The sequence below is a fragment of the Thiohalocapsa halophila genome (genome assembly GCF_016583825.1).
In the GTDB taxonomy this organism is placed as follows: domain Bacteria; phylum Pseudomonadota; class Gammaproteobacteria; order Chromatiales; family Chromatiaceae; genus Thiohalocapsa; species Thiohalocapsa halophila.
The window spans coordinates 1-12924 of the sequence record NZ_NRRV01000064.1 but is presented as its reverse complement, the minus strand read 5'-3'; the positions used below and the strand labels follow the sequence as shown (position 1 = coordinate 12924).

General features: G+C 70.0%; 15 protein-coding genes. 4 read left to right on the top strand and 11 right to left on the bottom strand.

Going from position 1 to position 12924, the window contains the following annotated elements; translation table 11 throughout:
• Nucleotides 1-52 precede the first annotated feature (52 nt).
• From CKO31_RS20380 to CKO31_RS20365, 4 genes are all read right to left on the bottom strand, one after another.
• The gene (locus CKO31_RS20380) at nucleotides 53-805 is read right to left on the bottom strand and encodes a PP-loop family protein (RefSeq protein ID WP_242475538.1); all 753 of its coding nucleotides are present in this window, start codon (nucleotides 803-805) and stop codon (nucleotides 53-55) included.
• 6 nt (nucleotides 806-811) lie between these two features.
• A complete protein-coding gene (locus CKO31_RS20375) occupies nucleotides 812-2656 on the bottom strand; it encodes a S8 family serine peptidase (RefSeq protein WP_200240921.1) in 1845 nt (614 codons plus the stop codon).
• 680 nt (nucleotides 2657-3336) lie between these two features.
• The gene (locus tag CKO31_RS20370) at nucleotides 3337-3879 is read right to left on the bottom strand and encodes a metallophosphoesterase family protein (RefSeq protein WP_200240919.1); all 543 of its coding nucleotides are present in this window, start codon (nucleotides 3877-3879) and stop codon (nucleotides 3337-3339) included.
• Nucleotides 3880-3891: 12 nt separating this feature from the next.
• Nucleotides 3892-4899: a zinc-dependent alcohol dehydrogenase family protein gene (locus tag CKO31_RS20365; RefSeq protein WP_200240917.1), complete on the bottom strand. Its 1008-nt coding sequence runs from the start codon at nucleotides 4897-4899 to the stop codon at nucleotides 3892-3894.
• Between the two features lie 130 nt (nucleotides 4900-5029).
• On the opposite strand from CKO31_RS20365, the gene CKO31_RS20360 reads away from it, so the two are divergent.
• From CKO31_RS20360 to CKO31_RS20345, 4 genes are all read left to right on the top strand, one after another.
• Nucleotides 5030-5656 carry an alpha/beta family hydrolase gene (locus CKO31_RS20360; protein WP_200240916.1) on the top strand — a complete coding sequence of 209 codons (627 nt, stop codon included), beginning with the start codon at nucleotides 5030-5032 and terminating at the stop codon, nucleotides 5654-5656.
• A gap of 248 nt (nucleotides 5657-5904) precedes the next feature.
• Nucleotides 5905-6216, top strand: coding sequence for a cupin domain-containing protein (locus CKO31_RS20355; RefSeq protein ID WP_200240914.1), 312 nt, complete (start codon nucleotides 5905-5907; stop codon nucleotides 6214-6216).
• Between the two features lie 69 nt (nucleotides 6217-6285).
• A complete protein-coding gene (gene recQ, locus CKO31_RS20350; RefSeq protein WP_200240912.1) occupies nucleotides 6286-8499 on the top strand; it encodes a DNA helicase RecQ in 2214 nt (737 codons plus the stop codon).
• Between the two features lie 206 nt (nucleotides 8500-8705).
• Entirely contained in the window at nucleotides 8706-8990 is a 285-nt protein-coding gene (locus CKO31_RS20345) for a hypothetical protein (RefSeq protein ID WP_200240911.1), read from the top strand.
• Between the two features lie 119 nt (nucleotides 8991-9109).
• Here the strand turns inward: CKO31_RS20345 and CKO31_RS20340 are convergent, their stop codons facing one another.
• The 7 genes from CKO31_RS20340 to CKO31_RS20310 form a co-directional block, all read right to left on the bottom strand.
• The gene (locus tag CKO31_RS20340) at nucleotides 9110-9412 is read right to left on the bottom strand and encodes a toxin-antitoxin system HicB family antitoxin (RefSeq protein WP_242475537.1); all 303 of its coding nucleotides are present in this window, start codon (nucleotides 9410-9412) and stop codon (nucleotides 9110-9112) included.
• A complete protein-coding gene (locus tag CKO31_RS20335; RefSeq protein ID WP_200240909.1) occupies nucleotides 9400-9558 on the bottom strand; it encodes a hypothetical protein in 159 nt (52 codons plus the stop codon). Before CKO31_RS20335 ends, CKO31_RS20340 begins: the two co-directional genes overlap by 13 nt.
• Before the next feature lie 125 nt (nucleotides 9559-9683).
• The gene (locus CKO31_RS20330) at nucleotides 9684-10028 is read right to left on the bottom strand and encodes a type II toxin-antitoxin system RelE/ParE family toxin (RefSeq protein WP_200240907.1); all 345 of its coding nucleotides are present in this window, start codon (nucleotides 10026-10028) and stop codon (nucleotides 9684-9686) included.
• Between the two features lie 27 nt (nucleotides 10029-10055).
• Nucleotides 10056-10325: a type II toxin-antitoxin system Phd/YefM family antitoxin gene (locus CKO31_RS20325; RefSeq protein WP_200240905.1), complete on the bottom strand. Its 270-nt coding sequence runs from the start codon at nucleotides 10323-10325 to the stop codon at nucleotides 10056-10058.
• 99 nt (nucleotides 10326-10424) lie between these two features.
• Nucleotides 10425-10631, bottom strand: a complete 207-nt coding sequence (locus tag CKO31_RS20320; protein ID WP_200240903.1) for a hypothetical protein — start codon at nucleotides 10629-10631, stop codon at nucleotides 10425-10427.
• Nucleotides 10632-11248: 617 nt separating this feature from the next.
• A complete protein-coding gene (locus tag CKO31_RS20315; RefSeq protein WP_322789192.1) occupies nucleotides 11249-12439 on the bottom strand; it encodes an efflux RND transporter periplasmic adaptor subunit in 1191 nt (396 codons plus the stop codon).
• Entirely contained in the window at nucleotides 12436-12840 is a 405-nt protein-coding gene (locus tag CKO31_RS20310; RefSeq protein ID WP_200240901.1) for a S24 family peptidase, read from the bottom strand. The genes CKO31_RS20315 and CKO31_RS20310 overlap by 4 nt, the downstream gene beginning before the upstream one ends.
• Between the last annotated feature and the right edge of the window lie 84 nt (nucleotides 12841-12924).

Sequence of the window (12924 nt, the reverse complement as noted above, 5' to 3'; positions counted from 1 at the left end):
TGAGCGCACCGGCTGGTCGGATCGATGGCAAACGCTCGGCGGGAGTCGCGTGTCAGGGCGCCTCACCTTCGCGGAGCAACGGTTGCATGGCGTGCAGCATGCTCTGGAAGACCTGCGGATTCTCCGCCTCCTCGGTGGCCAGCAGGCGCTTGATGCGCTCGCGCTCCGTGGGCATGTCGAAGCAGGCGGGACAGCTGTCCGGCACCACCGGCAGGCCGGCCGCGTCCGCGAAGGCCGCCGTCTGGCGCTCGCGGGCGTAGACCAACGGGCGAATGATGCGCAGGTCGCCGGCGTCGTTGCGGTAGTGCGCCTTCATGGTGCGCAGCTGTCCGCCGCGGAAGAGCGACATGAGCAGGCTCTCGGCGAGGTCGTCCAGGTGCTGTGCCAGCGCTAGCACGCCATAGCCCTGCTCACGGCAGAGGCGATACATGATGCCGCGCTTCATGCGTGCGCAATAGGCACAGAAGGAGTCGCCGTCCATGCGCGCGCGGGCCTCGTCCATGATGGGCTGGGCCTCCAGTAGCCAGGGCACGCCCAGGACCTCCATGTGCGCTGCGAGCCGCGCCGGCTCGAAGCCGGGCACCTGCGGGTCTACGGTTACGGCGGCCAGCTCGAAGCGCACCGGGGCATAGGTTTGGAGGTGCTTCAAGATCGCGAGCAGCGACAGCGAGTCTTTCCCACCGGAGACGCCGACCAGCAGCCGGTCGCCGTCGCGGATCATGTCGTGCTCGGCGATGGCGCGACCGACCGCGCGCAGCAGGGATTTCGGGGGCTTGTGCGGGGGGATGGGGGGCGATGTCTGCATGCGGCATCAGTGTAGCCGCCGCCAGGGCAGGGCCGCCAGCAGCCCCGCCCGCTGCGACAGTCGCGGCCGCCGGCGCGTGCGGTGGCGCAGCAGCAGAGCGCCGGTGCCGGCCAATACGAGCAGCGGCGTGCCCGGGGCAGGTGCCTCGGCCCACCAGGCGAGGCCGTATTGCTCCAGATCGAAGCCGCTCCCGGTGTCGAAGGTGTTGCCGCTGTAGAGCACGTCGATGGCATAGCGCCCGGTGGCCGGCAGTACGAACGACAGATGCTCCACCAGGTTATAGAGACTCACGGACTGGGCCACCTTGCCTGTGGCGATGTCGCGAACGATCAGGTCCAGATTGGCTTGGGCGATGTCATCGGCGACGCTGCCGATGTAGTCGTACTCGCGCTCGCGGAGCCAAGTCAGGGTCGCCGTGAAGGTGCTGCCCCCGCGCAGGAGCGCATCGATCTCGTAGCGGTTCCAGCCGCCGCTGCCCAATTGCGCATAGTCCCAGCCGATGGGGTCCACGAGACCGCCGCCCAGGCCCGCCAAGTCCCGGGTGCCGGCGCTCAGGTATTGGTCGAAGGCCCGGTCCAGGTCGAGCGCACCGGCGCCGCTGGCCCAGTCCAGGGACTGGGTGGTCTGCACCAGTGTCCCCACGCGCGTCTGCCCATTGTCCCAGCCGGCGATCTTGCGGGCGCTATTCAGCAGGGCCGCTTTGACGACGCGGGCGTCGGCCGACGCCGCGTTGACCTCGAGCTCGGGGTCCAGTGTACGGGCGCTGTGCAGCAGAGCCGCCCCGCCGGCGGTGATGGGGGCCGAGAAGCTGGAGCCAGCGAGCGCGCCAACGTAGAAGTCGTTCCCGGCAAAGGGCTCAGAGCCGGCGAGACCCGGGTTATTGCCGCCGGTCTGGCCGCCGTAGAAGGCGCTGGTGAGGGCGGTGCCGGGTGCGGTGATGTCCACTGCCGCGCGCGCATTCACGATGACGCCGTTCACCGGGTCTGCGTAGTCCTGCGGTCCGCGGCTGCTGAAGTCGGCGACGGCGTCATAGCGATTGGCACCGTCGTTTTGCAGCGCGCCCACTGTGATGGCGTTATATCCGGCACCGGGGGCAACGACCGTGTTGGCGCCCGGTCCGCTGTTACCGGCGGAAACGACCAGGGTCGTGCCCGGGTTTTGGCTCTGCAGGCCGTCGGTGATGAGCGCCAGGCTGCTGCTGCCGGTGGCGTCTGTGGCTCCCCAGCTGCTGTTGATGACGTCGGCGGTCCCGAACATGGCACCGTAAGCGGCGTTCATGGTGTCGGTGGAGACCTCGAAGCTCAGGCTGTAGGCAGGGCCGAGCCAGCTGGTGGCGATGGCACCGGATTGCAGATCCGTGTCGGGGGCGATGCCCGGCTGCCAGGCACCCTGAGCGCTGCCGCCGTTGCGCCCGCCGATCATCATGCCCACGGCGGTGGCGTGCCGATCGTACTCCGGTGTGGCCGGATTGCCGTCGCTGTCGAAGGTGCTCGGGCCGTCGATGAAGGTCGACACATGGCCGAGCGTCTCGTGTCCATCCCAGACATGGCCGGCTTCGATATTGGCGCTCAGCGTGCGCTGCCCGGTGATGCTGGCAGCGTGAAAGCGCGCTGCACCGGTGAGATCCGCGACATCCGCGCCCCCGAAGGTATCCGGCACGCTGGTGACCAGATGCGCTCGCGCGGTAAAGGTGGCCCGGGGGTCCAATGCCCGGCGGGCGCCGATGACGGGTGCCGGGGCTGTCCTGCCGCCCGGATCGGGCTCGGCAGCGCTTGCGCCGTCGCGGGTCGGTGCCTGCTCGGCTGGGTGCCGTCCAGCGCGCTTGGGGGCGCTTTCGAGCCAATCCAGCATGTTGGCATCTGCTTGTATGGGAGCGGCTGGCGCCGTGCCCACGGCGCCCAGGGCGAGTCCGGCTGCAAGGGGCCACGGACACCGCCGCCCGCGGGCGGTGCGGCCGGGTCTGCTCTGGGTGTCACGTCGGGCGAGCTCGGATGCCGGCATCTTGGTCTCCCTATGTGCGGCAACCGCCGCCTGCGTCAGCGTCCCCAGTCAGCGGGTTGCTTCCACCGCGGGTCGGGACGGGGCGCCATGATACGCCGGCGTTGGCCCGCAGATCGTGACCGAGTGTCACATAGCGCGCGTGAGAGCGGCCCTATTGGCGTGACGCGGTTGACGGGGCATTGGCGCGCTTGGTGGGCCATGCCGGCGCCTTGACCTTGCTGATGCCCAGAAAAGCTGATGCCCAGAAAAAGCAAAGGCCGACGCTAAGGCGCCGGCCTGTTTGCTGTCCGGGGATAGCGCCCCGGGCTGCGCGCGCCCCTGGTGGGGGCGGGTTGGCTCACCTGATGTGAGTTGTCGTTGACTTTCAGCGTAGACGAGATTTCGGCGCTTGCAGCGGGTGGACGGCATCGCCGCCCGATTTCCGACGAACGGTAGCTCGTCCAGCGCGGCGACGGTGTAGGCGCTCTGCAACGCGGCAGATCGCTCGCGGGCACTCGTTGTCGTCGATAAAGCACGGCGCGGTCGCGAAACTAGTGGTCTGGGCGGCGGCGAGGTCGTGGTGCGCCGGCGAGCACAAAGCGGTGTACGGCCAGCGACCACCGCTCGTGCGAGGCGGTGAGGACCATGCAGGAGGGCCCGCCGAAGGTGCGCTCGCGCCCGGCGGCACCGGGGTTCAGCACCCAGGGCTCGGCGTCCTGGTCCGCCACCAAGCGATGGCTGTGGCCGTAGACGATGGCCCGGGCGTCGGGGAAGCGCCGGCGCAGCTTGGCGTGGCGGTCCTTCGCCGTCGTGCGGTGGCCGTGGACCACCACCAGCCGACCGCCCGGCAGGTCCTCCGCGACCTCCAGCGGCAGGGTGCCCAGCAGCTGCTGGTCCGCCGCCGGCCACTTGTGGGGTACGTCGTTGTTGCCGAGCACCGCCGCCACCCGCCCGGAGCGCGGCCGCAGTCCCGCCAGCACCTCCGCGCAGCCGATGTCGCCGCCGTGGACCGCCAGGTCGCAGTCGGCCACCAGGTCGGCGATGCGCCCATCCAGCACGCCGTGGGTATCGGACAGCAGGGCGACGCGCAGCACGGCCCGGGGCGCTCAGCCGTCGGCGGCGGGCAGGCTGAGCACCAGCTTGCCCTGCATGCCGCCGGCCTCCAGGCGGCGGTGGGCGTCGCCGGCGGCGGCCAGCGGGTAGGTGTCGGCGACGGCGATGCGCAGCTCGCCGGCGTCGCAGAGCTCGCCGCAGCGGCGCAGGATCTCGCCCTGGTGGGTAAGCGCCTCCGGCATGTGCTTGAGCTGCGGCGTCAGCATCAGCTCCAGAGAGATGCGCAGATTGCGGTTGCGGGCCTCCTTGAGGCCGACGGTGCCGGGGTCGAGGATGGTCACCAGGTCGCCGTAGACCGCCATCACGTCGATGCTGCGGGCGAAGACCTCGGGGCCCACGGTGTCGAAGCAGACATCGACGCCGCGGCCGCCGGTCCAGTCGGCGATGGCGCCCGCCAAGTCTTCCTGCTGGTAGTCGATGGCGTACTCGGCGCCGAGGCCGTGGACGAATTCGGCCTTCTCCGGGCCGCTGACGGTGGTGGCCACCCGCGCACCGGCGAGGCGCGCCAGCTGGATGGCCACGTGACCCACGCCGCCGGCACCGCCGTGGATCAGCACGGTCTGCTCCGGCTCGATGCGCGCGCGGTCATGCAGAGCTTCCCAGGCGGTGATGAGCACCAGCGGCGCAGCGGCTGCCTCGACGAAGGTCAGGGACTTGGGCTTCGGCTGTGCGACGGATTCGTCCACCACGGCGTACTCGGCATAATTGCCGTGGGGCCCGCCGAGCCCGCCGTGGCAGTACCAGACCGCATCGCCGGGCTTGAAGCGCGTTACGGCGTCTCCCAGGGCCTCCACCGTGCCTGCGCCGTCGCAGCCGAGCACGGCGGTGAGGGTCTCAGGCAGCATGGGGCCCTTGGCGCGGATCTTGGTGTCCACCGGATTGATGCCCGCGGCATGCAGGCGCACCAGGACGTCGTTGGGGCTTTGCGGCTCCGGCACAGGCAGCTCGGTCTCGGCGAGCACTTCGGGCCCGCCGGGTTGGCGCATCAGAATCGCCTTCATCGTGTTGGCTCCTCCGTCGTGGCGAAGGGTGAAGTGTGAAGTGAGAAGTGTGAAGAGTGAAGAGTGAAGAGTGGAGGACGAAAGGTGAAGTGTGACGGTCTACAGTGGGTCTGAGGCCCGGGGCGGGACGATGGCACCGAAGCCACTCTATGACGGGCCCGCGGACGCCGACGCGGTGCTGATCCTGGCGCACGGGGCGGGGCAGCCGCCGGATGCCGACTTTATGACCGCGATGGCCGAGCGTCTCGCCGCCGGCGGCGTGCGGGTGGTGCGGCCCTGGTTTCCGTACATGGCCCGCGCCGCCGCCGACGGGCGCAAGCGCCCGCCGGACGGGGCGGCGAAGCTTCTGTCGGCCCTGCGCGAGGTCATCGCCGCGGAGCGGGCCCAGGCGGGCAGGCTCGCCATTGGCGGCAAGTCCATGGGCGGGCGCATCGCAGCGATGCTCGCCGACGAGGTGGGTGCGGCCGGGCTGCTCTGTCTGGGTTATCCCTTTCATCCCCCCGGCAAGCCGGAGCGCACCCGCCTGGAGGCGCTGGCCGCGCTGCGCACCCCGGCGCTGATCTGCCAAGGCGAGCGGGACCCCTTCGGCAACCGCGACGAGGTCGCAGGCTATGGCCTGAGTCCGTCGGTGCGGCTGGCCTGGATCGCGGACGGCGAGCACAGCTTCAAGCCCCGCAAGGCCTCCGGCCGCACCTGGGCGCAGAACCTCGATGCCGCGGCGGGCCAGGCGCTGCACTTTCTGCGTGCCCTGTCCTGACCGCACCCGTGGGAGCGGCATCCCTGCCGCGACGACTGCCAGCGTCGCAGCTAGCGTCCGTCGCGGCGAGACGCCGCTCCCACAGCCCCAGCGTCGCCCGTGGGAGCGGCATCCCTGCCGCGACAGCATGGACGGACAGACGATGCCGATCCCGCGCAGCCATGGCGGCAGGCGACTCGGCCATGTCATCGTCCCGCCGCGGTTCGCTAAACTCCAAGTATCGACGACGCACACGGCGGAGACGACACATGCAGATCGAGCACTGGCACGAGGAGCGCGACGGCCCGCTCAGCGAGCGCGCGCTGCGGGACAAGATCGCAGGCCGAGGCTATGCGGTGAGCCGCTACGTCTATCCCCCCGGCACCTTCTTCCCCGCCCATGACCACGGCGTGGACAAGATCGACGCCGTGGTCTCCGGGCGCTTTCGCATGACCATGGGCAGCCAGGAGGTCGTGCTGGAGGCCGGCGATCTGCTGATTGTGCCCAAGCACCTCATGCACACGGCCGAGGTGGTGGGCGAGGAGCCAGTGGTGAGCCTGGACGGCGTGCGGATGCGCTGAGCGCCGCCGCCGCGTTTCGCGCAATCCTGACGTCTCTTGACTCGCTCGCATCTACGCCACGCCTGAACCATGCCCGACCAAGCGCAGGACATCCTGAGCCGCGTCTTCGGCTACCCGAGCTTTCGCGGCGCACAGCAGCGGATCATCGAGCATGTCGCCGCCGGCGGCGATGCCCTGGTGCTGATGCCCACCGGCGGGGGCAAGTCCCTGTGCTACCAGATCCCGGCGCTGCTGCGCCCGGGCACGGGCATCGTGGTGTCGCCGCTGATCGCGCTGATGCAGGACCAGGTGGACGCGCTGAAGCAGCTCGGCGTGCGGGCGGCGTTCCTGAACTCCTCGCTGATGCCGGCGGAGCAGCAGCGCGTGGAGCAGGCGCTGTTGGACGGCAGCCTGGATCTGCTCTATGTCGCCCCGGAGCGGCTCCTCACCGAGCGCTTCCTGGCGCTGCTGGAGCGGGTGACGCCGGCCCTGTTCGCCATCGACGAGGCCCACTGCGTCTCGCAATGGGGGCACGACTTCCGCCCGGAGTATATCCAGCTGGACCGCCTGCACCAGCGCTGGCCCGAGATCCCGCGCATCGCGCTCACGGCCACCGCCGACGCCCCCACCCGCAACGAGATCGTCACCCGCCTGGAGCTGGGCCAAGCCGAGCAGTTCGTCTCCAGCTTCGACCGCCCGAACATCCGCTACCGCATCGTCGAGAAGACGCAGCCGCGCCGCCAGCTGCTGGAGTTTCTGCGCAGCGAGCACGCCAACGACGCCGGCATCGTCTACTGCCTCTCCCGCCGCAAGGTGGACGACACGGCGGAGTTTCTGCGCGCCCAGGGCTTCGATGCCATCGCCTACCACGCCGGCCACCCGCCGGAAGAGCGCCGCGCGCGGCAGGCCCGGTTCATCCAGGGCGATGCCGTGGTGGTGGTCGCCACCATCGCCTTCGGCATGGGTATCGACAAGCCGGACGTGCGCTTCGTTGCCCACCTGGACCTGCCCAAGAGCGTCGAGGCCTACTACCAGGAGACAGGCCGCGCCGGCCGCGACGGTCTGCCGGCGGATGGCTGGCTCTGCTACGGTCTCGGCGACGTGGTCACGCTCAAGCAGATTATCGACAAGGGCGAGGCCGAGGAGCGCTTCAAGCGCGTCGAGCAGCACAAGCTGGACGCCCTGGTGGGCCTGTGCGAGACCACCGAATGCCGCCGCCGCACCCTGCTCAACTACTTCGGCGAGCAGCTGCCCGAGCCCTGCGGCAACTGCGACACTTGTCTCACGCCGGTGGACACCTGGGACGGCAGTGTCGCAGCGCAGAAGGCGCTGTCTTGCATCTATCGCACCGGACAGAAGTTCGGCGCCACCCACCTCGCCGACGTGCTGCTGGGCAAGGCCAACGCCCGCATCCAGCGCTTCGGCCACGATCAAGTCAGCACCTACGGCATCGGCAAGGAGCTGAACGCCAACCAGTGGAAGTCCGTCTACCGCCAGCTGGTGGCGGCCGGCTTCGCGGCGGTGGATGTGGAGGGCTACGGGGGCCTGCGGCTCACCGAGCAGGCCCGGCCGGTCCTGCGCGGCGAGCAGCCCGTGCGCCTGCGCCGCGACCCGGAGCACAAGGCCCGAGGCGAGCGGCGCACGGCTCAGGCACAAGTCCCGACCGATCCCGAGGCGCAGGCCCTGTGGGAGCGCCTGCGCCAGCGCCGCCGCGACCTGGCATCGGCGCAGCAGGTGGCCCCCTACATGATCTTCGGCGATGCGGCGCTCAAGGAGATGCTCACCTACCGCCCGCGCAACCGGGAGGAATTCAGCCGCATCAGCGGCGTCGGCGCCATCAAGCTGGAGCGCTTCGCCGACGACTTCCTCGCCGTGCTCGCCGAGCACGAGGCCGAGCACGGCCGCCCGGCGAGTCTGCCGGCCCTGCCCGCAGACCGCACCCGGGACCTGCCGGCGCGCCCGCCGGCACGGGACACCGGTGACCTGGCCGGTGACTCGGACCTCGCCTCCCTGGTGCTGCTGCGCCAGGGCCTCACGCCGGCGCAGGTCGCCGAGCGCCGCGGGCTCGCCGAGAGCACCGTCTGGGGCCATCTGGCCCGCTGCATCCAGGCCGGCGCTGCGGACCTCTCGGAGGTCGTCGACCTGCCGGACGCGGACATCAAGCGCATCCGCAACGCCATCCACCAGCTCGCCGATGGTGCGAGCCTGTCGGTCAAGCCCGTCTTCGAGGCGCTGGAGGGCCAGTATCCGTACGCCGTGCTCAGGTGCGTGCGCGCGGCGGAGCTGCGGGCGGCGGAGGGCTGACATCCCGCTGAGTCGACGCCTTCCGGGGGCGCAGAGCTGTGCTCGGCTCGCCGCCGGCGCGGCTCGATGCCGCGTCGGCGGCGTCGGCCTCGCTGAGCGTGGCCTTCTGCTCCTTGATGAGCGTTGCCGCCTTCTGGATGAAGTCCTCCGGGTTCAGCGGATACTGCCCGAAGACCTTCGGCTGAAGCCCCTGCAGGATGGCGCCGATGGTGCGTCGGGTGAGCTGCGTCTCGGCGGCGATGCGCCCGATCCCAGCCGAAGCGCCGACTCAGCTCAAAGAGCGTCTTGATGTAGAGGTAGGTCTTGCCGGTGCCGGTCTCCATCTCGATGTCGAGGTTGAGCTTGGCCGCCTTGCTGGGCACCAGCTGCTCGGAGATGGGCAGATTCGCGCTGCGCTGCACGCCCTGGATGTTGGCCAGCAGCGCCGTCTCGTCCAGTCGGACCGGGTGGTTGCGGAAGCCGGAGTCGCCCAGCAGCGAGCGCTGCGGTGACGGCGCCCCGCCGGAGTCGACCCGGTAATCCTCGCCCGTGACCCGCGGCTGGCCCGCAAAGCAGTCCGCCACCGCGTCCACCGCCGCGGCCTGGTAGGGCTGGTGCTTGAATTTGAGCTTTATGGGTGGCCGCCGCGGCTGCTCAGCGGTCCCATTCCGCGCGCAGTCGCTGCTGGCGGCGCAGGCTTGGACGTCGAGCCGAAGTGTTGGTCCAGCCGGTCCAGCCGGTCCAGCAGCTCCAGGCCGCGCGCCGAGTCGCCCTGCGCGGCCAAGGCCCGGAACCGGACCTCGTTGTCGAGCTCCGCGAGCGCGAGTGTCGACAGCTCCTCGATGAGCTTGTTGACGCTCATGAAGCGGTGCTTGGCCAGGTCCTTCAGCCGGGCGTGCTTGTCGTCGGGCAGGCGGATGGTCAGTGTGGCCATGTCGGGTCTCCGGTTGGCGGCTCTGCTTGGAGCAATTCCGCGGGCGTGATGATCTCCAGACCCGGGAACCGCAGCTCCGGGTTGCGCAGATCCCGTGCATTGCTGGTTACGATGCGGTTCGCACCGCCGGCGATGGCGAGCTCCACCAGAAAATTGTCGTCCTCGCCAGGCAGGTTCGGTCGCCACGAAAAGTAGATCGTTACCCATCGGCAAGCAGCATCGAAGGCGTTCAGGAGCTCGCGATGGTCGTTGATGCGGTCCAGGACGTTTGTCAGCTTGGCTGGTCATGCGCATCCGGCGGCAGCCGCAGCCGACGCTCGCCGCGCCAGATGCGAACGATGCGCACGCGCGCGGGTGGCTGGTCGGACCCTGGACCGGGGTCGCGCCGGTAGACGATGCGAAAGGGCGGATGGATCAGCTCGCGCAGCCACGGCTGCTCAAACTCCGGTACGACCCGACCGAGGTCGGGGTGGTCGGCGAGCTTGTCGATCTGCATGAAGATCTCGCGCACCAGCCGCTCGCCGACGTCGGGCACGCCCTCTTCCTCGTACCAGTCCTTGATGCCGCGCAGGTCCCGCAGCGCGGACTTGGACAAGGTGATGGTCGCCTTGGCCATCCTCGGCACGCGCGCCTGCGCCGCGTGTCAGTGGACGCCCAGCTCGGCCTTGGCGTCGGCAAGCGAGACCTCGCGGCCATCGTCTAGGTCGGCGAGGCCCGCGACAACGGCGCGCATGAATTCGCGCTCCTCGGCGGCTTGCTCAAAGGCCGACAGCGACTGCAGCACGGCAACGCCACGGCCGCGACTGGTGAGCAGCACCGGGCGGTGGGCCTCGGCGCTGTGGCGCACGATGCGACCGGGGTTGGTCTTGAGGTCACTCAGCGGTATCACGTCTTCGGAAAACCGGACCGTCATGGCAGGGCTCCAGTGGCGTTAAATGGTCGGAGAATAGCACCTGTTGCGGGTATGGTGAACGACCCCTGACGGCGAACTCGGCTGTACTCGCGCGCTCGCTCACTGCGCGTTGAGCGACTGAACTGCCTGACGCGGCGCCCGCACCTGCCGGTTCAGCACCACCCTGCGGTTGAGCTGGATCTCGCGGCGCAGCCGCGCCCCCAGGCGCGCCAGCTCGCGCTGCGATCCGGCTCCAACGCTCCAGAGATTGTGAAAGTATTCGGCCAACCCTCGGAAAAGCGCTTCCCCTACCGTCAATCTTTTCACGCTCTCTCCAACGTTGGAGCAAGGGCCGAGACGCTCCAGCGCGTTGCGTCCCGCCAGCCGCCCCAGACCCGAGGGCCGTTTCGTCCGGCAGCACCGCCGCGATGAGCCAGAGGGCCGTGATCACCAAGGGCACACCGATGCCGCCGAAGCGCAGGGCGTTGCGGAGCGAGGTGCGGATGCCCTGGTTGGACACGGACCGGCCGGCTTGGACACGGTTACCGAGTCCGGCGACGGCGATGCCGAGGATCAGTCCGAGAATGACTCCAGCCAGCAGGTCCCCCTGTCCGGATGCGATCAGCCCCCCGACGAAGTCCGGCTCGCCTTCGAACAGCAGCCAGTCCAGCAGCCCGAACAGTCCGCCACCGAAGGGGCCGATGACGACGAAAATCAGCCCCACCATGCCCGCCCAGACGGCGAGCTGCAGCCACCGGCTCGCCCAATCCGGTTGGAGGCCCTCCAGCTGGAAGAAGGTCCGACCGCGCCGCTGCATGGCCCGGGGACCAGGTCTTGCAATGAAGCTGGCAGGGCTGCATCCACCCAGAGGTCGCAGTCCGAGTGGCTATCCGAGCGGCGGGCATTGCTCCGATCGCGCTCGCCGTCGTCTCTCGGTGCCGCGATCACGGCATGCTGTCCACGTCCTCGGGCGTCGCATCCGGTGTGGCGATGGCTGGGCCCGCGTCGTCGTCCACTCGGGTGAGCTTTTTGCCCTCGGCGATGCCGAGGAAGCCGCGGGTGACGACCCGGGCGCCGGACTCGATGCCCTCCAGGATCTCCACTTGGTCCGCGATGCGTATGCCGGTGCGCACCGGCCGGCGGGCGGCCTGGCCCTCGGCGTCCATGACCCAGACGAACTGGCCGTCGCGGTCCTGGCGCAGGGCGCGGAAGGGCACCAGTAGCCGCTCGACGGCGGCGGTGGCCAGCTCGGCGCGCACGAACTGGCCGGCGCGGGCGCCGTCGGGGATGGTCTCGAAGCGGATCTCCACCTCGGCCTGGCGGTTGGCCTCCGACAGGGTGGGGTGGATGCGCAGGATCTCGCCGGCGAAGCGCCGGCTGCCGAGGGCGTCGATGCGGATGCGCGCCGGGTCGCCCTCGCTGATGTGCGGCAGCACCAGCTCGGAGACATAGACCTCGGCCGCCAGCGAGTCGGGGTCGGCGAGGGTGAGCAGCTGGGTATTCTTGGTGACGAAGTCGCCGGGCTCGGCCAAGCGCTCGGTGATGACGCCGGCGAAAGGCGCCGTGATGCGTGTGTCCGCGAGGCGGATCTCCAGCAGCTTCAGGTCCGCCTCGGCCAGCGCCAAGGCCGTGCGCGCCTGGGCCAAGTCGTCCTGGGAGGCGGCGTTGCGCTTGGCGAGATCCTGGAAGCGCTTGAGATCCAGGCGCTCCTGCGCGAGCGTCGCCCGGGTCTTGTCCAGCTCTGCACGCAGCACGTCGTCCTCCAGGCGCACCAGCAGCTCGCCGCGGGCCACGCGGTCGCCCTCGAAGACTTCGAGCTGCTCGATGCGGCCTTCCTCTTCGGCATACAGGCGCACCACCCGGCGCAGGCGCAGGGTGCCCGGGCGCTCGTGCTGGGTGGAGACGGGGGCGCGCTCGGTGACCACGGTGGTGACCAGGTGGCCGCGGGGCTCGCGGCGCGGCTCCTCGGCGGCGGTGCCGCCGTCCTGCTCCGCCTGCTGGCAGCCGGCCAGCAGCGCGACGGCGACGACCGCGCACAGCGCAAGCGCCGCGCCGTGGGAGCGGCGTCCCCGCCGCGACATGCGGGCGGCGATGGCGAGCGGGCCGCGTGCACCGGCCCAGCGGGGCGCGGTCACGATGCGGTGATGTCCACGGCGTTGATGCTGCCGTGCGGCTGGTTGCTCGGGCCGTCGGCGTACTCGTAGGTCTTGATTTTGCGGCGGATGTTGCGCTGGATGATGACGCCGAGCACCTTCCAGTCCAGGCCGTTCAGCTCGATGGCCGGGAAGATGTCGTTCAGCGCCACCAGCCGCTCGCGGCCCTGCTCGTCCCGGAGGTACTGGCGGAACCAGCGCACGCCTTCGACCTCGGCGAAGACGTACATGCCGCTGCGGCAAAACTCCGTGGGCTCGATGATGACGACGCACTTGTCCGGGAATTCGGGCTCCATGTCCGCACCCAGCACCTGGAGTGCGAAGGGCTCCTGCAGCGCGCAGCCGCTACCGTCGGGCATGGGCTCGTTGGGATCTCTGGCCATGATTGCTGCTCCGTTCGTTTGCTTTCGGGAGGTTGGGTTGGGCGGCGCGGCTCTCAATTGTTGGAGAGGGGCTAGGGGCTAGGG

Excerpts from the sequence above, each read along its gene's own strand:
- CKO31_RS20325 (WP_200240905.1), bottom strand. The coding sequence starts at position 10,325 with ATGACGGTCCGGTTTTCCGAAGACGTGATACCGCTGAGTGACCTCAAG.
- CKO31_RS20380 (WP_242475538.1), bottom strand. The coding sequence starts at position 805 with ATGCAGACATCGCCCCCCATCCCCCCGCACAAGCCCCCGAAATCCCTG.
- CKO31_RS20360 (WP_200240916.1), top strand. The coding sequence starts at position 5,030 with ATGGCACCGAAGCCACTCTATGACGGGCCCGCGGACGCCGACGCGGTG.
- CKO31_RS20340 (WP_242475537.1), bottom strand. The coding sequence starts at position 9,412 with ATGGCCACACTGACCATCCGCCTGCCCGACGACAAGCACGCCCGGCTG.
- recQ (WP_200240912.1), top strand. The coding sequence starts at position 6,286 with ATGCCCGACCAAGCGCAGGACATCCTGAGCCGCGTCTTCGGCTACCCG.
- CKO31_RS20355 (WP_200240914.1), top strand. The coding sequence starts at position 5,905 with ATGCAGATCGAGCACTGGCACGAGGAGCGCGACGGCCCGCTCAGCGAG.
- CKO31_RS20365 (WP_200240917.1), bottom strand. The coding sequence starts at position 4,899 with ATGAAGGCGATTCTGATGCGCCAACCCGGCGGGCCCGAAGTGCTCGCC.
- CKO31_RS20375 (WP_200240921.1), bottom strand. The coding sequence starts at position 2,656 with ATGCTGGATTGGCTCGAAAGCGCCCCCAAGCGCGCTGGACGGCACCCA.
- CKO31_RS20345 (WP_200240911.1), top strand. The coding sequence starts at position 8,706 with ATGGTGCGTCGGGTGAGCTGCGTCTCGGCGGCGATGCGCCCGATCCCA.
- CKO31_RS20330 (WP_200240907.1), bottom strand. The coding sequence starts at position 10,028 with ATGGCCAAGGCGACCATCACCTTGTCCAAGTCCGCGCTGCGGGACCTG.
- CKO31_RS20310 (WP_200240901.1), bottom strand. The coding sequence starts at position 12,840 with ATGGCCAGAGATCCCAACGAGCCCATGCCCGACGGTAGCGGCTGCGCG.